The sequence below is a fragment of the Corynebacterium sp. FDAARGOS 1242 genome (assembly GCF_016889985.1).
GTDB lineage: Bacteria > Actinomycetota > Actinomycetes > Mycobacteriales > Mycobacteriaceae > Corynebacterium > Corynebacterium minutissimum_B.
Genome location: NZ_CP069568.1, coordinates 1,580,661 through 1,601,245 on the forward strand (window position 1 = coordinate 1,580,661; position 20,585 = coordinate 1,601,245).

General features: G+C 56.6%; 12 protein-coding genes, 3 rRNA genes, 1 other RNA gene and 1 pseudogene. 6 read left to right on the forward strand and 11 right to left on the reverse strand.

The annotated features are described in order from the left end of the window. Window positions 1-12: 12 nt before the first annotated feature. The 5 genes and pseudogenes from I6J72_RS07530 to I6J72_RS07550 all read left to right on the forward strand — a co-directional run. Window positions 13-1,650: a DNA repair helicase XPB gene (locus I6J72_RS07530; RefSeq protein WP_204098746.1), complete on the forward strand. Its 1,638-nt coding sequence runs from the start codon at window positions 13-15 to the stop codon at window positions 1,648-1,650. Between the two features lie 4 nt (window positions 1,651-1,654). After that, entirely contained in the window at window positions 1,655-2,293 is a 639-nt protein-coding gene (locus I6J72_RS07535) for a DUF3239 domain-containing protein (protein ID WP_204098747.1), read from the forward strand. Continuing rightward, window positions 2,294-3,433, forward strand: coding sequence for an aminotransferase class I/II-fold pyridoxal phosphate-dependent enzyme (locus I6J72_RS07540; protein ID WP_204098748.1), 1,140 nt, complete (start codon window positions 2,294-2,296; stop codon window positions 3,431-3,433). It begins immediately after the preceding gene. A gap of 326 nt (window positions 3,434-3,759) precedes the next feature. After that, a complete protein-coding gene (locus I6J72_RS13145) occupies window positions 3,760-4,404 on the forward strand; it encodes a hypothetical protein (protein ID WP_239107253.1) in 645 nt (214 codons plus the stop codon). A 527-nt stretch (window positions 4,405-4,931) separates the two neighbouring features. After that, window positions 4,932-5,349: pseudogene (locus I6J72_RS07550) on the forward strand (IS256 family transposase); the annotation flags it as partial. A 138-nt stretch (window positions 5,350-5,487) separates the two neighbouring features. On the opposite strand, the gene rrf reads toward I6J72_RS07550, so the two are convergent. The 10 genes from rrf to I6J72_RS07600 all read right to left on the reverse strand — a co-directional run bounded on the left by rrf (window position 5,488) and on the right by I6J72_RS07600 (window position 19,303). Then, window positions 5,488-5,605, reverse strand: a 5S ribosomal RNA gene (gene rrf, locus I6J72_RS07555). Between the two features lie 118 nt (window positions 5,606-5,723). Beyond that, a 23S ribosomal RNA gene (locus tag I6J72_RS07560) occupies window positions 5,724-8,791 on the reverse strand. A 423-nt stretch (window positions 8,792-9,214) separates the two neighbouring features. After that, window positions 9,215-10,730: ribosomal RNA gene (locus tag I6J72_RS07565) — 16S ribosomal RNA — on the reverse strand. The 16S, 23S and 5S rRNA genes sit together here, the layout of an rRNA operon. A 580-nt stretch (window positions 10,731-11,310) precedes the next feature. Then, a complete protein-coding gene (locus tag I6J72_RS07570; RefSeq protein ID WP_204098749.1) occupies window positions 11,311-12,066 on the reverse strand; it encodes an ABC transporter ATP-binding protein in 756 nt (251 codons plus the stop codon). Beyond that, window positions 12,063-13,082: an iron chelate uptake ABC transporter family permease subunit gene (locus tag I6J72_RS07575; protein WP_204098750.1), complete on the reverse strand. Its 1,020-nt coding sequence runs from the start codon at window positions 13,080-13,082 to the stop codon at window positions 12,063-12,065. The genes I6J72_RS07570 and I6J72_RS07575 overlap by 4 nt, the downstream gene beginning before the upstream one ends. 35 nt (window positions 13,083-13,117) lie before the next feature. Beyond that, window positions 13,118-14,113: an iron chelate uptake ABC transporter family permease subunit gene (locus I6J72_RS07580; protein ID WP_370552167.1), complete on the reverse strand. Its 996-nt coding sequence runs from the start codon at window positions 14,111-14,113 to the stop codon at window positions 13,118-13,120. Window positions 14,114-14,154: 41 nt separating this feature from the next. Further along, the gene (locus I6J72_RS07585; RefSeq protein WP_204098752.1) at window positions 14,155-15,186 is read right to left on the reverse strand and encodes a siderophore ABC transporter substrate-binding protein; all 1,032 of its coding nucleotides are present in this window, start codon (window positions 15,184-15,186) and stop codon (window positions 14,155-14,157) included. 173 nt (window positions 15,187-15,359) lie between these two features. After that, entirely contained in the window at window positions 15,360-16,715 is a 1,356-nt protein-coding gene (locus I6J72_RS07590) for a M20 family metallopeptidase (protein ID WP_204098753.1), read from the reverse strand. 4 nt (window positions 16,716-16,719) lie between these two features. Next, complete coding sequence (locus tag I6J72_RS07595; RefSeq protein ID WP_204098754.1) at window positions 16,720-18,390, reverse strand: AbgT family transporter; 1,671 nt, start codon at window positions 18,388-18,390, stop codon at window positions 16,720-16,722. A gap of 271 nt (window positions 18,391-18,661) precedes the next feature. Continuing rightward, a complete protein-coding gene (locus I6J72_RS07600) occupies window positions 18,662-19,303 on the reverse strand; it encodes a DJ-1/PfpI family protein (RefSeq protein ID WP_204098755.1) in 642 nt (213 codons plus the stop codon). A 156-nt stretch (window positions 19,304-19,459) separates the two neighbouring features. Between I6J72_RS07600 and I6J72_RS07605 the strand changes: the two genes are divergently transcribed. Next, a complete protein-coding gene (locus I6J72_RS07605) occupies window positions 19,460-19,978 on the forward strand; it encodes a hypothetical protein (RefSeq protein ID WP_204100534.1) in 519 nt (172 codons plus the stop codon). A gap of 72 nt (window positions 19,979-20,050) precedes the next feature. Here I6J72_RS07605 and ssrA read toward each other — a convergent pair. Beyond that, window positions 20,051-20,430, reverse strand: a transfer-messenger RNA (tmRNA) gene (ssrA, locus tag I6J72_RS07610). Between the last annotated feature and the right edge of the window lie 155 nt (window positions 20,431-20,585).

Below are 20,585 nucleotides of genomic sequence, written 5' to 3' on the forward strand. Positions count from 1 at the left end.
CGTTCCCACACTATGTCCGGACCGCTCATTGTTCAGTCGGATAAGACAGTCCTGCTGGAGGTCGATCACCCGCAGGCCAGTCAGGCCCGAGCAGCGCTTGCGCCTTTTGCTGAGCTGGAGCGCGCGCCAGAACACATCCACACCTACCGGATTACCCCGCTGGCCTTGTGGAATGCGCGCGCCGCCGGCCATGATGCGGAGCAAGTTGTCGATGTATTGGAGAACTTCTCCCGTTTCCCAGTCCCGCAGGCACTGCTTATCGACGTCGCCGAGACCATGTCACGTTACGGCCGCGTCCGGCTGCTTGCCCACCCGGCCTACGGCCTCATCCTCGAATCGGACGAACCCGCTATTCTGGAAGAGCTCACGCGCCACAAGAAGGTGGGCGAGCTTTTGGGCCAACGCATCGATGACAACTCCATCGCCGTGCCGCCTTCTGCGCGCGGTCGGTTAAAACAAGAGCTTCTCAAAGCCAAGTGGCCGGCAGATGACCGCGCCGGCTACGTCGATGGCGAATCCCATCCCATAGCTCTGAGCACGGAGGAAGTGGACTGGCAGCTTCGCGATTATCAGCAGTACGCCGCCGAGTCCTTCTGGGCCGGCGGCTCCGGCATCGTGGTTCTGCCGTGCGGTGCGGGCAAAACCATCGTCGGCGCAGCCGCCATGGCCAAGGCCCAGGCCACCACCCTCATCCTCGTCACCAACACCGTGGCTGGGCGCCAGTGGCGCGATGAGCTGCTGCGCCGTACCAGTCTCACCCCGAATGAGATCGGTGAGTATTCCGGCGAGAAGAAAGAAATCAAACCTATTACCATCGCCACCTACCAGGTGGTTACCCGCAAGACCAAAGGCGAATACCGAGCACTTGAGCTCTTCGATTCTCACGACTGGGGCCTCATTATCTACGACGAAGTCCACCTGCTCCCGGCCCCTGTCTTCCGCATGACCTCCGACCTCCAATCGCGCCGCCGCCTAGGTTTGACCGCTACCCTCGTGCGCGAGGACGGCCGCGAAGGTGATGTCTTTTCCCTCATCGGACCCAAACGCTATGACGCACCGTGGAAGGAATTGGAATCCGCCGGCTATATCGCCACCGCAGACTGCGTTGAGGTGCGCGTGGACATGACGCAGGAAGCGCGCATGCTCTATGCCACAGCAGAGTCGCGGGATAGGTACAGAATTGCGGCGTCGGCAAGCGCAAAGCTCCACGCTGTGGACACACTGCTGAAGAAACATGAAGGCCAACAGGCACTCATCATCGGCGCCTACGTGGACCAGCTTGAGGAGCTGGGCCAGCACTTAGGCGCGCCCGTCATCGATGGCAAGACTTCGACCGCCAAACGTGAAAAACTCTTCCAACAGTTTCGCGAGGGCGAACTCACCACGCTCGTCGTCTCCAAGGTAGCGAACTTCTCCATCGACCTGCCCGAAGCAGCCCTGGCCATCCAGGTCTCAGGAACCTTCGGCTCCCGGCAGGAAGAGGCCCAACGCCTGGGCCGCCTGCTGCGCCCCAAAAAGGATGGCCAGGAAGCGACGTTTTACACACTCGTGGCCCGTGAATCACTCGATGCGGAGTACGCGATGCACCGCCAGCGCTTTTTAGCGGAGCAAGGCTATGCCTACCGGCTGGTGGACGCAGTAGACTTGTAGCCAAATGAAGATCTTCAAGTTTGATGTCCACGAGGACTTTGCCAAGCAGAACAACGAGCTCCTGCGCGATTCTTCGCGCCTGCGCAATTCCGGTCTGGTTATGGGACTGCTGCTCATCATTGGAGGCATTGCGCTGTACTTCGGGATTGATGCCACCTGGCGCATCACCGTAGGCTTGGGCATGGTACTCTTCGGTATTTTCTGCGCCGTTATTGGTGTGCTGGCCTCCCGTCAGATCGGTTCGGCGCAAAAGCTCTATGACTCCTACCCTCTCGCACCCGCGGTGGTAGCAGAGGTCAATGAGCGTGACATGGTTCTTCTCGCCTTGGTAAACACCAACGTCGATCCCAAACTCCCCCCGCGCTGGGGCGCTTGTCTGCGTACCGTCAGCAACATTCCCGGCATCAAGCGCACGGTCGGCACGAAGGTGCCGGTTGCCGCGGTCTCTGGCCAGCGCAGCTCCAGCGACAAAGAACACTGGCAGCAGATTACTCCGATGCCCATTGCCTGGGGCACCCCGGACGCGGAGACCGTGACGATTGCCCGCAAGTCCATTCCGGAGGATCAGTGGCAGCGCCTCGAGCGCGCCCGTAAGCGTCTAACCGATGTGAAAGCTACAAAGTACGATCTTCTGGTGCTCTAAATGACAGTTCACAGGCTGCAAGAATTCGGCGAGACTATCTTCGCCACCATGACCGCACTTGCCGTGGAGAATGACGCGGTGAATTTGGGCCAAGGTTTCCCCGATAGTGATGGCCCGCAGCGCATGCTGGAGATTGCCCAGGAGAACATTGCGAGCGGCAACAATCAGTACGCTCCCCTGCGCGGAGTACCGGAGCTTGTCTCTGCCATCGCGGAGACCTACTCCGTACCTCAGGACCACGTCGTGATCACCGCAGGAGCTACCGAAGCCATCACAGCCACGGTGCTGGGCCTCGTGGAGCCGGGCCAGGAAGTCATCATCCTTGAGCCCTACTACGATGCCTACATCGCCGCCGTCGCGCTTGCCGACGCCACCCGGATCCCCGTCCCCCTCAAAGCCTCCGGCAACAGCTGGGACATAGACGTTGCTGCAGTACGTGCCGCTATCACGGACAAGACCGCCATGGTCATCATCAATACCCCGCACAACCCAACCGGCTCAGTCTTCTCCCGCGAAGCACTTACCGAGCTCGCCGAGCTCTGCGTGGAGAAGGACCTCATCGTCTTGGCCGATGAAGTCTACGAGAACCTCACCTTCGGCAACGCAGAGCACGTCAGCATCGCCTCCCTGCCGGGCATGAGCTCGCGCACCGTTACGGTGTCTTCTGCGGCCAAATCCTTCAACTGCACTGGATGGAAGACCGGCTGGGCCATTGCGGAACCTAAGCTTCTCGACGGCATCATCAAAGCCAAGCAATTCACCACCTTCGTCTCCACCACGCCGTTTCAGCCGGCCGTAGCGCACGCTCTGCGCTACGAACGAGAATGGCTGGACGGCATGGTGTCTGAGCTCGCAGAATGCCGCACCATCCTGGTGGAAGGTCTTGAACAGCTAGGGTTCCACGTCCACGACACCGGCGGGACCTATTACGTCGTCGCCGACGTCTCCCCCACCGGCATGACCGGCGTGGACTTTTGCATGCAGCTACCAGAAACCAAGGGAGTTGCCGCCATCCCGCTGGCCGCCTTCACGGACAATCCTGAGCCGTGGAAGAACAAAGTACGCTTCGCCTTTTGCAAGCGCCCCGAGGTCATCCGCGAAGCAGTCCGGCGTCTCACGAACGATACGCCCAGTGCCTAAGCACTGCGGCTGTTTTGTCATTCCTTCAGAGAAGCGTCCAATGACTGTGACGAAGTATCCCAGGACTCTGCCCGCGTAGGACCGATTCAGTCCGGCAGCGATAACTCCCGTCAACGGAACGGGCCTGGCCTTTGCTTAGTGGGCACTTGGTATCCAGCCTGGTCCCCTTTGCGGGCTTTCGCTGTGCTTCTATCTGGCCAGACGTGGAAGTGCAGACCTGCTGGTGGTGGTGTGCCGGGGCTTTTGGGTGGGTGTTGCGCTAGCTCGCATTTGGTTTAATCATTTCACCAAGTGCTGCTGCCCAAAACCTGGGGAATCTTACCCCCTTGCCCGCATCAACAATTGACTTAGACGCTGAAATTCGCGTAGACACCAGTGATGTCACAGATGAGGACATCATGAATGTTCAAGACGAGATCAAGGTGATGAACGAGTCCGCCGACCCGTACGGTTACTTCGCATCCCTGTCAGCTAATGAACAACGCGCAATCATTGCTGCAGTTGAACGTGCCAGGGTCACTGACATCAATCCTCAGGTAGCGCCTTTTGCGACCGCCCAGTCGGACCCCTACCGGATATATATCCAGGGCCTTGAAATGCTGTCCTGCATCGCGCTGGTCGATGTAATATCATGCGGCATCGCCAATCAGGCAGCCACAACCGCGAGTATGGAAGCGCAGAACCGGTTTCCTGGCGCCACATCACTCCACAATGGAAAGGGCGATGCTTTTCGGCACTGCTCGTGGAATGCCCTGATGACGATGAGAATCGGTGCAGATGCAGCTGAACGCATTGCTACTAACCACGAAACTGTCGCTCAGGGGCCAGCGGATGAGACCAGCATGGACCTGTATAACAATGCCCAAGGTCGATTTCTTGGATTTGCTTTCGCAAGTAGTGGCGACGAAGCTTCTGCTCTGAACCAGTGCGCCCTCTGGGCTAACATTGGACTGCTATCTACACTTTCCTAGGATAGGCACGAGAAGGCGGTTATGTTAATGAGACGCATGATGGCACGGATAGGGTTCACTAGTATTGTCTCCCTATCACTCTCCTCTTGTAGTTTTGATGACCCATTGGCTTCTCATCTCGCGTCCCTAGGACGATCGGGACATGCATTCCCCGTTACTGAGTCCATCACACTGGAGGAACTCTACGGACCAGAGTGGACTGAGTTTTCGCTCGTGTGCCCATACACTCCGTATCAAACAGTCAAAGAAACACTTATGGCTGATGATCCCCCTGTTCCAGAACACGGCTTCTCCGATCACGAAAACTTCCTCTTTCTTAGAGGAAAGGGCGACAGCGAACAATGGGTGAGGTTCTCTCGACAGGCTCTCGATCTGTGTTCTCCATCAAGTCCGTCTTCTTTAATCATGGAGTCAACGACAGTTGCTCTCAGCTTTTCTCTGGATAATCCGGGTAGTGCTTGGATTCTAACCGGCTTGAACAAGTAGTTATATGGGCTCGCTGCTCCTGGGCAGTATCGGGAACACTCAGATTGGGGTCAGCCTACAACAGCCTCAACCGCCTCTGGCGCAGCAACCTGCTGTTTGTCTACCTCAACCCACCCGATGGAGTCCTTGACGCACACCGGATCAAGGCCACCACCAACAGCCTTGAAGGCGGAATCAACTCCCAGCTGAAACTACTAGCACGCACACACCGCGCAAGACGCGGAGAACACCAACGACGAATGCTGGAGTGGTGGCTGTATCTAAAAAACAGAACTGCCCGACGACCCCGTAGAAATCGCCAGACAGTCCAAATGGGGCCAGGACCAACTCGCCAAAGTACAAACCCTGACCCACAACGAGAACCAAGCCGACCACGAAACAGGACGACCAGCCCTCTACGACAACGCTATCGACACCAACTACACCCATTCAATCGGCGTCCGAAAAGGCCAAATCTAGCCCCAGCGACACGCCGAACCAAACACACATTTTGACCCTTGACCCGATGATGCTGGTGAAAACAAAAAAGAAAGGGGTCCTAGACATGGCGTTGTCTAGGACCCCTTGTTGTGTATTGAGTTGTTTGTTGTTGTTTGGTGTCGGCGGTTTCTTACTCTCCCACAACCTCCCGGTTGCAGTACCATCAGCGTTAGCAGGCTTAGCTTCCGGGTTCGGAATGGGTCCGGGCGTTTCCCTGCTGCTATAGGCCACCGACAAACACTTAGAGCATACTCTGGTTGCTGGTGTTGTGTCAGATACTGTGTAGTGGACGCGAGCAACAGTGATTTTTTGTCTTGGTGTTTGTTTGTTCTCCAATACCCTGGTTGGGTTTGGTGTGTTTGTTTTGGTCTATTAGTACCAGTAGCCTTCACACCTTGCGGTGCTTCCAGGTCTGGCCTATCAACCCCATCGTCTGTAGGGGACCTCAAATGAAACCTCATCTTAAAACAGGCTTCCCGCTTAGATGCTTTCAGCGGTTATCCCTTCCGTACGTAGCCAACCAGCGATGCTCCTGGCGGAACAACTGGCACACTAGAGGTACGTCCGTCCCGGTCCTCTCGTACTAGGGACAGCCTTCTTCAAGTTTCAACGCGCGCGGCGGATAGAGACCGAACTGTCTCACGACGTTCTGAACCCAGCTCGCGTGCCGCTTTAATGGGCGAACAGCCCAACCCTTGGGACCTACTCCAGCCCCAGGATGCGACGAGCCGACATCGAGGTGCCAAACCATCCCGTCGATATGGACTCTTGGGGAAGATCAGCCTGTTATCCCCGGGGTACCTTTTATCCGTTGAGCGACACCACATCCACAAGTAGGTGCCGGATCACTAGTCCCGACTTTCGTCCCTGTTCGACATGTCTGTCTCACAGTCAAGCTCCCTTGTGCACTTACACTCGATACCTGATTGCCAACCAGGCTGAGGGAACCTTTGGGCGCCTCCGTTACATTTTGGGAGGCAACCGCCCCAGTTAAACTACCCACCAGGCACTGTCCCCAACCCAGATCATGGGCCAAGGTTAGATATCCAATCCGATCAGAGTGGTATTTCAACAACGACTCCACACACACTGGCGTGCACGCTTCAAAGTCTCCCACCTATCCTACACAAACCGAACCGAACACCAATACCAAGCTATAGTGAAGGTCCCGGGGTCTTTTCGTCCTGCCGCGCGTAACGAGCATCTTTACTCGTAGTGCAATTTCACCGGGCCTGTGGTTGAGACAGCAGAGAAGTCGTTACGCCATTCGTGCAGGTCGGAACTTACCCGACAAGGAATTTCGCTACCTTAGGATGGTTATAGTTACCACCGCCGTTTACTGGGGCTTAAATTCTCAGCTTCGCAGCCAAAAGACTACTAACCGGTCCTCTTAACCTTCCAGCACCGGGCAGGCGTCAGTCCATATACATCAACTTCACGTCTTCGCATGGACCTGTGTTTTTGATAAACAGTCGCTTCCCTCTATTCTCTGCGACCCCACAACCCACCACCAACGCAAGGTTGGCTTAAGTCGTGTGGTCCCCCTTCTTCCGAAGTTACGGGGGCATTTTGCCGAGTTCCTTAACCACAGTTCACCCGAACGCCTTAGTATTTTCAACCTGACCACCTGTGTCGGTTTAGGGTACGGGCCATACATCCACATCGCTAGAGGCTTTTCTCGACAGTACTAGATCACCAACTTCACCCCAATTGGGCTACGCATCACGCCTCAGGTTCTACGGTGTGCGGATTTGCCTACACACCACCTCACACGCTTACACCAACAATCCACTAAGCGGCATGGCTACTACACTGTGTCACCCCATTGCTTGAACCACACTTCAGGCCCCACGACATCAACAACCAACGCACTCAAAGAGTGCATCAATTATTTCCGCGGTGGTTAGTATCAGTGCTTTATCATGGGCGCGGATATACGGGTACCAGAATATCAACTGGTTGTCCATCGACTACGCCTGTCGGCCTCGCCTTAGGTCCCGACTCACCCTGGGAAGACGAACTTGACCCAGGAACCCTTAGTCATCCGGCGGGAAGGATTCTCACCTTCCAATTCGTTACTCATGCCTGCATTCTCACTCGCACACACTCCACGCCTCCTTACGGTAACGCTTCCACACGTGCACGACGCTCCCCTACCCAATACAAAGTATTGCCGCGGCTTCGGCGGTGTGCTTGAGCCCCACTACATTGTCGGCGCAGGACCACTCGACCAGTGAGCTATTACGCACTCTTTCAAGGATGGCTGCTTCTAAGCCAACCTCCTGGCTGTCTTCGCGATCCCACATCCTTTTCCACTTAGCACACCCTTAGGGGCCTTAACCGGCGATCTGGGCTGTTTCCCTCTCGACTATGAAGCTTATCCCCCACAGTCTCACTGCCGCACAACACAATTGATGGCATTCGGAGTTTGGCTGACATTGCTAAGATTGTAGTCCCGCTCAACCAACCAGTAGCTCTACCTCCACCAAGCTCATGCGACGCTGCACCTAAATGCATTTCGGGGAGAACCAGCTATCACGGAGTTTGATTGGCCTTTCACCCCTACCCACAGCTCATCCCCGCAGTTTTCAACCTACGTGGGTTCGCGCCTCCACAACCTCTTACAATTGCTTCACACTGGCCATGGGTAGATCACCCCGCTTCGGGTCCAGGACATGCCACTAAACACCACATTAGGATTCGGTTTCCCTACGGCTACCCCACACGGGTTAACCTCGCGACATGCCGCTGACTCGCAGGCTCATTCTTCAAAAGGCACGCCATCACACACACGGTGCTCTGACGGATTGTAAGCACATGGTTTCAGGAACTATTTCACTCCCCTCCCGGGGTACTTTTCACCATTCCCTCACGGTACTAAATACACTATCGGTCACACTAAGTATTTAGGCTTACCGGGTGGTCCCGGCAGATTCACAGCAGATTCCACGAGCCCGCTGCTACTCGGGCAACCCAACAACCCATGCATTGAAGCCTTCAACTACGGGACTATCACCCTCTTTGGCGGGCGTTTCCACACCACTTCACCTAACAACAACACACAAGCAAACCAGTGGTAGCTGATTCACATTGGGGCCCACAACACCGCACACACAACCCCTACCAAGTATCACATGCACACGGTTTAGCCTCATCCACGTTCGTTCGCCACTACTAGCAGAATCATATTTTATTTTCTCCTCCTACGGGTACTGAGATGTTTCACTTCCCCGCGTAAACCCCCACAACAGCTATGAATTCACTGAAGGGTAACACCCCATAACAGGTGCCAGGTTTCCCCATTCGGACATCCTCGGATCAACGCTTTATTGACAACTCCCCGAGGCTTAACGCAGCCTTACACGTCCTTCATCGGCTCAGCATGCCAAGGCATCCACCATGCGCCCTAAATAACGAACACACAACCAACACACAAACGCATGTCGGCGTGAACTACACAAAACACAAAAGAACAGAAATCACACAAACCATGACACCCACCACCAACAAAAAAAGATGGCAAGCACATGGTTTAATGCTCGCGTCCACTATACAGTTCTCACACAACACCCCACACCAACAACACAACCACCAAGCAAAAGCCATCGACAGTGTGCTACCAGCATGGGTTGACATCCAGGGGATAATGCCCCAGACACCCAACAATGCACCAAAGTACTTCAACAAAAATTACGTGTTGGAAGATTAAAAAGCTTGGTTAAGGTGTATCTCCACCCGATTCAAACACGGTGGCAGCAAAACTTTTGTTTACTCAACCACCACACACATGAAACAAACCCATGTGCTATCAACACCAACTGGTGTCTTAATTAATGCTCCTTAGAAAGGAGGTGATCCACCCGCACCTTCCGGTACGGGTACCTTGTTACGACTTCGTCCCAATCGCCGATCCCACCTTAGACAGCTCCCTAACAAGTTTGAGCCACTGGCTTCGGGTGTTACCAACTTTCATGACGTGACGGGCGGTGTGTACAAGGCCCGGGAACGTATTCACCGCAGCATTGCTGATCTACGATTACTAGCGACTCCGACTTCATGGGGTCGAGTTGCAGACCCCAATCCGAACTAAGACCGGCTTTCAGCGATTCGCTCCACCTCACAGTGTCGCTGCGCGTTGTACCGACCATTGTAGCATGTGTGAAGCCCTGGACATAAGGGGCATGATGATTTGACGTCATCCCCACCTTCCTCCGAGTTAACCCCGGCAGTCTCTCATGAGTCCCCAACCAAATGCTGGCAACATAAGACAAGGGTTGCGCTCGTTGCGGGACTTAACCCAACATCTCACGACACGAGCTGACGACAACCATGCACCACCTGTACACCAACCACAAGGGAAACTACATCTCTGCAGCGATCTGGTGTATGTCAAGCCCAGGTAAGGTTCTTCGCGTTGCATCGAATTAATCCACATGCTCCGCCGCTTGTGCGGGCCCCCGTCAATTCCTTTGAGTTTTAGCCTTGCGGCCGTACTCCCCAGGCGGGGCGCTTAATGCGTTAGCTACGGCACAGAAGACGTGGAAGCCCCCTACACCTAGCGCCCACCGTTTACGGCATGGACTACCAGGGTATCTAATCCTGTTCGCTACCCATGCTTTCGCTCCTCAGCGTCAGTAACTGCCCAGAGACCTGCCTTCGCCATCGGTGTTCCTCCTGATATCTGCGCATTTCACCGCTACACCAGGAATTCCAGTCTCCCCTACAGCACTCAAGTTATGCCCGTATCGCCTGCACGCCCGGAGTTAAGCCCCGGAATTTCACAGACGACGCGACAAACCACCTACGAGCTCTTTACGCCCAGTAATTCCGGACAACGCTCGCACCCTACGTATTACCGCGGCTGCTGGCACGTAGTTAGCCGGTGCTTCTTATACAGGTACCGTCACTTGCGCTTCGTCCCTGTCGAAAGGAGTTTACAACCCGAAGGCCGTCATCCCCCACGCGGCGTCGCTGCATCAGGCTTCCGCCCATTGTGCAATATTCCCCACTGCTGCCTCCCGTAGGAGTCTGGGCCGTATCTCAGTCCCAATGTGGCCGTACACCCTCTCAGGCCGGCTACCCGTCGACGCCTTGGTAGGCCATTACCCCACCAACAAGCTGATAGGCCGCGAGCTCATCTTGCACCGAAAAACTTTCCAACCACCACACTAAAGACGGTTCCTATCCGGTATTAGACCCAGTTTCCCAAGCTTATCCCAGAGTGCAAGGCAGATCACCCACGTGTTACTCACCCGTTCGCCACTCGAGCACCAGTGCAAGCACTGGCCTTTCCGTTCGACTTGCATGTGTTAAGCACGCCGCCAGCGTTCGTCCTGAGCCAGGATCAAACTCTCCACAAAAAGGCCGTGAAAAGCCCAAACCTAGACAAAAAAGACAAACCAACACAAACAACACCACAACGATGCTGCCTGAACTGGCAAATCCAAAAATTACATAAAGAAAAAAACTTCAACCAACCCCCAACCCGACGGGGCACAAAAAGAAGGGCTGGCCTAGTCAGAAGATTTCATCAATACGCCCAAACAACTTACTGTTATTTACAATGACGCCGCTTGAAAAAGCGCCATCCGGCATACACCAACCGCAACACACATACAATGCATCACGGCCAACAATGATTACAATCAACCAACACAAAAAAGTACATTGGCACACTATTGAGTTCTCACACATCATCCGCACACCACAAGAAAATTAACCAAACGTTAACCTCTCGCAAGCGGCCCGAACAACATTACCCAACAAGCCCAACCAAAGTCAAACCCGCCGAACAAACATTGTCCCAACATCTACCACCAGTTAACCAAACGGCTACCTCGCGGCGACTCGAATTAATATACGCACACCCCCAACAAACAACAAATCGCCTGGCTAGTGCGCATTTTTCACAGCACTCCAGGCGATGAGTTTTCGGACTTTCTAGTGGTAACAGGCTAAAAGCCCATCCGGACCATCGATCACTGTGATAGGCGTTTCGAAGATCGGGGTGAGGATGTCATCCCGCATAATCTCATCTGGCCCGCCGAAGGCCACGATGTTGCCGTCCTTAGCGGCGCAAATGTAGTCGGCGTAGCGTGCAGCGAAGTTGATGTCGTGCAAAACAATGATGATGGTGCGGCCAAATTCCTTGGCGGCCCTGCGTAGATGTTTCATCATCTCGACGGAATGGGAGATGTCGAGGTTGTTGAGGGGTTCGTCGAGAAGCACGTAGTCCGTCTCCTGGCACAGCACCATTGCCACGTATGCGCGCTGACGCTGACCACCGGAAAGTTCATCGAGGTAGCGGTTTTCCAGTTCACCAAGGTGGAAGAAGTCAATGTAGCGCGAGACTATGTCTTCGTCCTCGGCTGTCAGGCGGCCCTTGGAATAGGGGAAGCGACCGAAGCTGACGAGCTGGCGCACGGTGAGCTTGGTAATGAAGTGATTCTCTTGGCGCAGGATAGACAGGATCTTGGCCAAATCCTCAGACTTTGTGGAGGAGACGTCGTAACCGGCGACCTCAATGGTGCCCTCATCGGCGTCGAGAAGCCTGCCAATCATGGTGAGCATCGTGGACTTGCCCGCACCGTTCGGCCCGATAAGAGCGGTGATACCTCCGGTGGGGATCTCCAGATCGACGGGGCCGATGGTGGTCTCGCCGGAATAGGCCTTCGAGACCTTGGAAAGCTTGATCACAGCTTGCCCTTTCGCAGAACGACAAAGAGGAAGACGCTGCCACCCACCAGCTCAATGATGATGGACACCACGCCCTGGGCATAGAAGACGTGCTGCATGAGGAAGTAGGCACAGGTGAGCACAGCAAAGGCGGTGGCCATGGCCATCGGGAAGAGATAGCGGTGGTCGTAGGTCTCCGCTGCCTGGTAGGCCAAGGTGGCCACGAGGAAGCCGAGGAAGGTCATGGGCCCAACGAGCGCGGTGCTCGTCGCCATAAGAATGGAGACCAAAATCAACGTATAGATGGCATTGATCTTGTGGTTCACGCCCAAATTCGTGGCGGCATCACGGCCTAGGGCCAGCACGTTGAGGCGGCGCGAGTTAAAGAACATCAACGCCGTGACCGCAATAACGAGCGGAATAGCAATGGGATAGTACTCAGTTTCGGCGTTATTGACTGAGCCAAAGAGACGCGCGGTGAGCACGTCGAACTCACTCGGCGTGAGCATGCGCTGCATAAAGGTAGACAACGAGCCCAAACCACCGCCGATGATGATGCCCACCAGCAACATCGCATGCATATTGTTGCGGCGGCTGGTGAGCAGCCACGAGTACAGAATCAGCGACAGCCCTACCATGAGTACGAGTTGAACAAGGAACATGCCCACGTTGCGGGATTGCGTCAACCCAGCAGCGCCCAGGAAGAAAATGGTGGCAGTATTAATCGCCACATAAAGGGACTCAAAGCCCATGATGGAGGGCGTCAAGATGCGGTTATTGGTCACCGTATGGAAGGCCACGGTGGCTACTGCCTGGCACACCGCAACAATCGCCATGGCGGTCACTGCATCAGCGCGGCGGCGCGCAATGAGCCACCATTTGCGGGTGCCAAACTCCATGGGGTTGTCATAGGCCAAAAGTCCAAAGGCGAAAGCCAGACCGGCGACAACCAGTACCCCCAGGAGAATCCAGTACTTTCGCGCCGCAGCAGCAGACTGGAAGCTACCCACGTTTCGCCGGGCACGTGACGTTTGCACAGGTTTCTTCGTCGCAGGGATAGAGATACTTACACTCACTTGGTCGACCTCACGATCAAGACGACGAATACGAAAGCACCGACAACACCCAGGATGACTGATACGGGCATCTCAAACGGGGAGATAATAGTGCGGCCAATGAGGTCACACAAGGTCACCGTGGCGATGCCGAGCAGGCAGACCCACGGGAGATTAGATCGCAAGTCATCACCGCGCAACATGCTCACTGCGTTGGGAACGATGAGCCCAAGGAACGGCAGGGAACCAACGACGACGGTGACAACACCCGTCGCCACCGCGATAAGCCCGGTTCCCACCAGGATCATCCGCTGGTATTTCAGACCGATATTGGTGGCAATGTCCTCCCCCAAACCTGCGACGGTGAGCTTGTCAGCGTAGAAATATACCGCCACCAAAACCAACAGCACGATCCACAGGACCTCGTATTGCCCCTCATAGACAGAGGTAAAGGATCCCATGAACCAGATTCCGAGCTGCTGCAAGGTATCCGTCGCTAGCGCCACGTAGGAAGACACTGCGCTAACGACAGCTCCCAACATAATGCCGATAATCGGCACAATGAGTGAGGAGCGCAGCGCTACGCGACGCAGAAACGCGAAGAAAACCATGGTTCCCACGAATGCAAAGAAAACCGAAATGACCATCTTCACCAGCACGGATGAGTGCGGGAAAAGGATAAGCGAAAAGAGCAGACCCAATCCTGCCCACTCGGTGGTTCCTGTCGTCGTGGGTTCCACGAATCGGTTCTGGGTCAGCAGCTGCATCACCAAGCCGCTCATCGCCATCGCGGCGCCCGCCAAGACGAGCGCCACGGTTCGCGGTATGCGGGTGGTGAAGAACATGGACCAGCCGTCCTCATTATCGAGGATGCTGTACTCCCCCACCATGAGGGAAAGGAGGAGCAGCGCGATGACGCCGAGCACGCCGAGGCCTAGCTTCCAGGTCAGCACAGGTCCGCGGGAGTTACGCGGACTGACAGCTGAGTGCTCGGCCGCAGCGCTGCTCTTCACCGTCACGGCTTAGTCTCCTCCTTGACTGCCGAGAGAGTTGTTTAGGCGTTGGCCTTCTCGAAGGCGTCGGCAAGCGCGTTCAAGATCTCGGTGTAGGTAATGATGGACTCATCAATGTAGGTGTCATTCGGCGCCACGTAAACGTTGCCTTCCTTCACAGCGGTAACGTTCTTGAGCGCCGCGTTGTCCTTGACCAGCTTCTCGCCCGGGGTGACATCCTGGCCTTCCTTGGAGATAGCGGAGTCACGGTCCATAACGAGGATCCAATCCGGGTTGGACTCGGCAATGGCCTCAACGGAGATATCGTCACCCTCGTGGTCATCGGAGGCGTTGGACACTTCCAGGGCCGGGGTCAGGCCAAGCAGCTCAAAGACCGGGCCATACACGCGCCCGATACCGGGAGCGATGTAGCCGATTTCACCGCCGGAGGTGTTCACAGCCATGACCTTCTGCTCTGGGTTGTAGGCCTTCTTAGCACGCTCAGCAGCGGCGTCGAAGTCCTCAATGAGCTTCGCGGCGTCCTCTTCGTGGCCGAAAACCTGGCCCAGGGCTTCAGTGTGGCGCTTGAGCTCGTCGAAAAAGTCTTCGTCATCGCGCGGCTCGAAGTCAAGCACCGGGACATCCTCAAGCAGCTTCTCAATATCCTCTTGGTGCTGCTCGAAGCGCTGGCCATTCCACACGACGTCCGGCTCTGCAGCTACCAGACCTTCAAGGTCCGGTTCCTTATGGGTGCCCAAGTCAACCTCGACCGTGTCCTTGTTGTAAGTATCACGCAAGGACTTCGGCACCAGCGTCAGCGGTGCGGCAGCAAGGTCAATATCCCATTGCGCCAGGATAGAGAAGGCGCGGTTATCCGTCACCGCAGGGTTCTCCACCGGGAGGGTAACTTCCTTCGAGCCGAAGTTATCCTCCAGGGTGATGGTGGAGGTGCCTGCCGCCGCGGATTCGGTCGGCTCAGCGGTCTCCTCAGACTGGCTGGAGGAGCAGCCGGTGAGAGCAAGCGCTGCGACCGAGAGAGTGGCGGCAACTTTGGCGGCGGTCGTGCGCGAGGCACGGCGAGAAAGGTTAAACATAGCTTCCTTGCATATTAGGTGTGGCTAACCACAGTTGGCAAATAAATACAGCGCCTAACCTAACCCAAGTAAGGTTTACCTTTCAAGCACGCTTATGTTTCCTAATTCATGACGGGGGTAGCAGACCGCCGCGCGATAGCCCATGACATGCCTTTAGAACAAATTATTTACGCTTAGCCCTCCCCCTTCTCTGCAAGCAGATCGCTAACCGCCACAGGCCCTTGCCTATCGAACTCCTCTCGCGCCGCCCGGCGGAACTCTTTATCCGCCAAAAAATCTAGCGCTACCTGCGCTAATCCCGCCGCCGAGTCGACGGCCGCATCCACCGCTTGCGGAGTAGCCGCCCAGCGCGCAAAGTCCTCCGTGTGGAGAGCCACGTCAGTTGGCGATACCTTCACCATCGGATGCAGACCGGGCACGAGGTGAGAGACATTGCCAAAGTCAGTCGAGGCAGCCACCGTATCCGGCACTGTCCCAGCGGGCAGTGCGGTGCGTCCGCGGCGCGCCTGCGTGGCCGACCACCGCTCCACCAGCGCCGCGTTGTTGCGCACGGGCAGGGTCATCGGGTGCTCATCCCAGTCGACTTCCACCTCGACACCGGCCATGAGTGCAGCGCCCCGGACGATGTCTTCCACCCTGGCGGACAGATCCATGAGTGTGCGCGTCCCTAACGAGCGCACGTAAATAGTCATATCCGCCTCGCTCGGAATGATGGAAGGCCGATCGCCACCGCCCATGATGGCGTGCACGCGATCCGAGGGCGGCATTTGCTGCCGCATCAGTCCAATCCCCTGGTAGGCCAGGCTCGCAGCATCAAGGGCGTTGCGCCCCATGAAGGGTTGGGAGCTGGCGTGCGCGGCCACGCCGCGATAAATAACGTGCAGAATGCGGCGGCCCACCCAGGCATGCGCACCGATGTCATAGCCAAAGCCATGGATCATCACCGCGGCATCGACCCATTCGAGGCTGCCGCCGCGGATCATGTATTCCTTGCCGGAATGGCCTTCCTCCGCTGGAGTCCCCTGGAGGAGGATGCGGCCGGACATGGGAGGGGCGTCGTCCAGCACGGCAGTAGCCGCCAAGAATCCAGTAACGCCCGCTGCGGCGATGACGTTATGCCCGCACGCGTGCCCAATCTGGGGCAGAGCATCGTATTCCGCAAGGATGGCCACAGTGGGATGCCGTTCAGGGTCGAAATCTGCACTCTGCCAGGAAGCTTCGAACGTGGTCTCCACACCGTAGACCCCGCGGCGCGTAGAGAAGCCATGCTCTTCAACGAGGTCCGCGAGCACCGCCATGGAGCGATGTTCTTCGAAGGCCGTTTCAGGGTGAGCGTGCAGGTCCGCGACGATGTGCGCGGCCTTCTCCCGCAGCGCCTCGGCGCGAGCGGCCACCACATCCCAGAGCTTCGCTTGGCCTGGGTAGTCCTCTCCCTGTTTTTCCGGTGGTGCTGCAGACGCCACGCGCTTGGCGACGCCCTCCTCCATCGCCTCCAGATACGCTGTCGATGGATTGTTGCGTTGATCCATACTTTTAACCAATCATGACGTTGTTGCCTGGGCCCAGTGGGAGATCCACGTAGAACCAGATGGCCAGCAAGATCGCCCACGCGGTAAAGAATGGGACCACGAAGGGCACGAGGCGCGACATCAGCGTTCCCAAGCCTGCCTCGCGTTCATAGCGCTGGAGGAAGCCCAGCATAACAATCATGTACGGGTTGAGCGGGGTAATGATCTGGGTTGCCGAGTCACCCACGCGGAACGCGCCCTGGATGAAGGCCGGCTCGTAACCGAGCAGCGCAAACATGGGCACGAAGACCGCCGCCATGAGCGTCCACATGGAGGAACCGGAAATGATCAGCAGGTTCAGGCAGGAGGCCAGCGCGATGAAGGCGAAGATGGCCGGGAAGCCGGTAAGACCGATGGATTCAAGGAAGGCCGCACCTTTGACCGCGGTGAAAGTACCGATGCCGGTCCACGCAAACAGCGCCACAAACTGGCCCAAGATGAACGCCAGAATAAGGAAGCTCATCATGTCCTTGAGTGCGCCGATCATCATATTGACGACGTCAGTGATCCCCTTGACTGTGCCGACAACCCGGCCGTAGACCACACCGAGCACCAAGAAGTAGGCAAAGACAATGAAAACGATGGAGTTCAGCAGCGGCGATTTGGGCAAGAAGCTGCCCTCCTCATTACGCCAGGGGGATTCTGGCAGAAGGACCGCGAAGAGGATGACGGCAGTGAGAATAACTGTGGCAACACCGGACCAGATGAGGCCCTTGGACTCAGCTGGGCGCAGCTCGGCGGTCAGCTCTTCACCGTTCTCGTCACGATCACCACGCTCAGCGGCGTCCTCGGGATCGATATCCTCCTCAGTAGGAACCTCCTGCTGCCACATGCGCGGCTCGATCACCTTGTCGATGATGAAACCGGCAAGCACACCCAAAACGATGGAAGAGGCCACGTTGAAGTAGTAATTCGACATCGCGTTGACGGGAGCGAACTCCGTGTTCGGCAACGTGTCCATGACCGCTGTCGTAATTCCAGCGAACAGGGCATCCAGCGAGGTGGGCACCAGTGCCGTCGAATAACCTGCGCCCACAGCGGCGAAACCACCAATAAGGCCGGCAACGGGGTGGCGGCCAGCAGCCTTAAAGACCATGGCAGCCAGCGGTGGGACGATAACGAAGGCTGCATCCGCCATGACGGAGGCGGTCACGCCGATAACGCCGACGGCGTACGGAAGCAGCCACGGCTTCGCCGAACCGAACAGCTTGCGGATAAGAGCAGAAAGCATGCCGGAGCGCTCCGCCACACCCACGGCCAACATGATAGGCAGCACCGTGACCAGCGGCGGGAAGTTGATGTAATTCTCACCCATCGTCGTGGTGAACCACGTCAGCCCCTCACCGGTGAATAGGCCCTTAACCGGTTGGATTTCATCTGAGCCTGGAATCTTAATCTCCACGCCCATCTTCGCCATGATGGTAGACAGCACGCCCGTAATCAGGAAGAGGATTAAGAAGATGGTGAAGGGCTCCGGCAGTTTGTTGCCGATGTATTCCACACCGTTGAGGAACTTGTCCAGCATTCCCCCGCTAGGCTGTGGGCTCTTGTTCTGCTCTGCCTTGACGGAATTCGCCTTGGGCTTCTCCGCGGTACCAGCGCCGCCTTGTGGCGCTGCGTTGGTCGGGCTGTTCATGGGTACTCCTGTCGTAGGGGTCAGTCCCAGTGCTCCACGTCACACTGTTGGGAAAAGGCTACCACGGGAATGTAACTCAAGTAACAAATAATTCGGGCCCACGTCACATTTTTCTCCGACTTGCCTTAGTCCGCTTTTCCGGCCCCTACCCCATTACAAGCCTTCTCTCCCCCGCTACGGTCACGGTAGATAGCGGCAAGAAAATCGCCGGTTTTAGCCCCTTATCTACCGTGAGCGTCACAGAATCTGCCCGAGAGCCACGACGCCCCCCTCACTCAGCATCGTCGCCGTTCGACGACGCCAGCCCATAAAGTCGCGCGAAAGGATCCCACGCGCTGTCGCGGTGCGGCTCATACTCTGCAAAGTTGGCAGCAGCCATCGCCACATCTTCAGAGCTGAGATGCGCAATGAGCGCGACCGCCATATCCATCCCAGCCGCAACACCTGAGGAAGTCCATCGATTTCGGTCGTGTACCCACCGTGCTTCCGGCTGCCAAGCCACCTTCTTGCCAAAGGAGCTCGCCCACGCAAACGCGCGTTTGTTGCTCGTTGCGGCATAGCCCTCCAAGAGCCCCGCCGCCGCTAGGACCGCAGAACCCGTGCACACGGCGGCAACCACAGGCGCTTGCGAGCCCACGCCACGAATCCACGCCAGAAAAGATTTGTTCGTTACGAGCTGCCGGGTTCCTTTGCCGCCTGGGACAAGAATGATGTCAGTCTGCTCAATCTGCTCATAAGAAATTGTCGGCACCACTTCCACGCCTTGAGAGCTAGCAACTGGCTCGCCCGTGGGCCCAGCGAAATCCACGATGACGTCAGGGACGGCTTGAAGCAGTTGGACGGGCCCGAAGACGTCGAGAAGCTCAAAGCCCTCGAACAAGACAACAGTGACGCGTTGTGGCTCAAAAGTCATGCAGCAATACTATATCCGACGATGACCATTCCCCGTGAGGAACAGTTGCCGTGGCGGTTATGGCTAACCTGACTGGCATAACCACTGCCGCACACAAATCCGACGACGCTCACCAAACCTCGAGATTTAGCAGTTCCCTCCTGAAAGGACATCAGCATGAAGAAGCTCACCATCGCGCTTACCGCACTTGCTATCGCCGTAGCTGGGTGCAACTCCAACACCGAGCCTGCTCCAACCCCACCGAGCAGCGCGGCGTCATCTTCACCTGAGACGTCCGATGCGTCCTCGAGCGCGGAGCACACAAGCACGACAGAGACCACAAAGCCGGAGGCCAAACAGCCCGATCCCACCATGGCTTCCCCACAAGCTGATAATCCAATAGCTGAGGCTCCCGCGGTCGAGCAGGCCCCCGCAGAACCCGTCGTTGTGGAATGCCTCGAGGGCACCCCAGGGTCAGCACGCTGGTCTGACGGCACCGTCTCCTATTCCCAATGGTGTTTCGACACCATGGGTGGTGAGCAGCACCTCGAAGACGAAGCAAACGCAGGCGTTCCGCCCACGCCAGAACAGCAACAGCCGCGCAAGCCTAGCCCATGGGTACAGGGGCAAATTGACTGGGCAAACTGCCTCGACTCCGGCAAGACCAAGGAACAGTGCCGAGAAGAGCTGAACTAAAGCGGCCTCCCCTCACCACATCCCATAAACGAAAAGAAACCCCAGCTAGAACGCTATCTAGCTGGGGCTTCACGGTGGAGCCGCCGGGAATTGAACCCGGGTCCTTCGTCATCTTGCCAGGGCTTCTCCGTGCGCAGTCTGCACAGGATCTCTACTCGGCCCTCCGGCTCGGGCAAACACGCTCCGGATGATGGGCCCAGTTGCTCTAAAAGTCCCCAACCGGCCGAACAACAAACCGGTCAGGCAAGTTCCCTAGTCGATGCCAGGATCTAGGTCAGGAACCAAACCTAGGCTGACAGACACGCGTCGCTGGAATTAGGCAGCGAGGGCGTAGTCACGCTGAGAGTTCTTCTCTGCGTTTATTGGTTGCTACGACGCTTAACGGTGGTCTCTAGCCTGCACCGGCACGCTTCCCCTGGCTCAATGTACGAAGTCGAAACCAAGTCGACCCCTTGTCCGCAGTGGTGCGGAAACATTGCTGTGAAAAGCGCTGTAAAGGAAGCTCACGCTTCCCCTACGGTTCGTACAACGCTAGTGCATTGAAGCCTATTCCCGCAAGCAATCCACCCCACAGTCCCTATGCAACCCCGCCTTGTGACCTGAAATA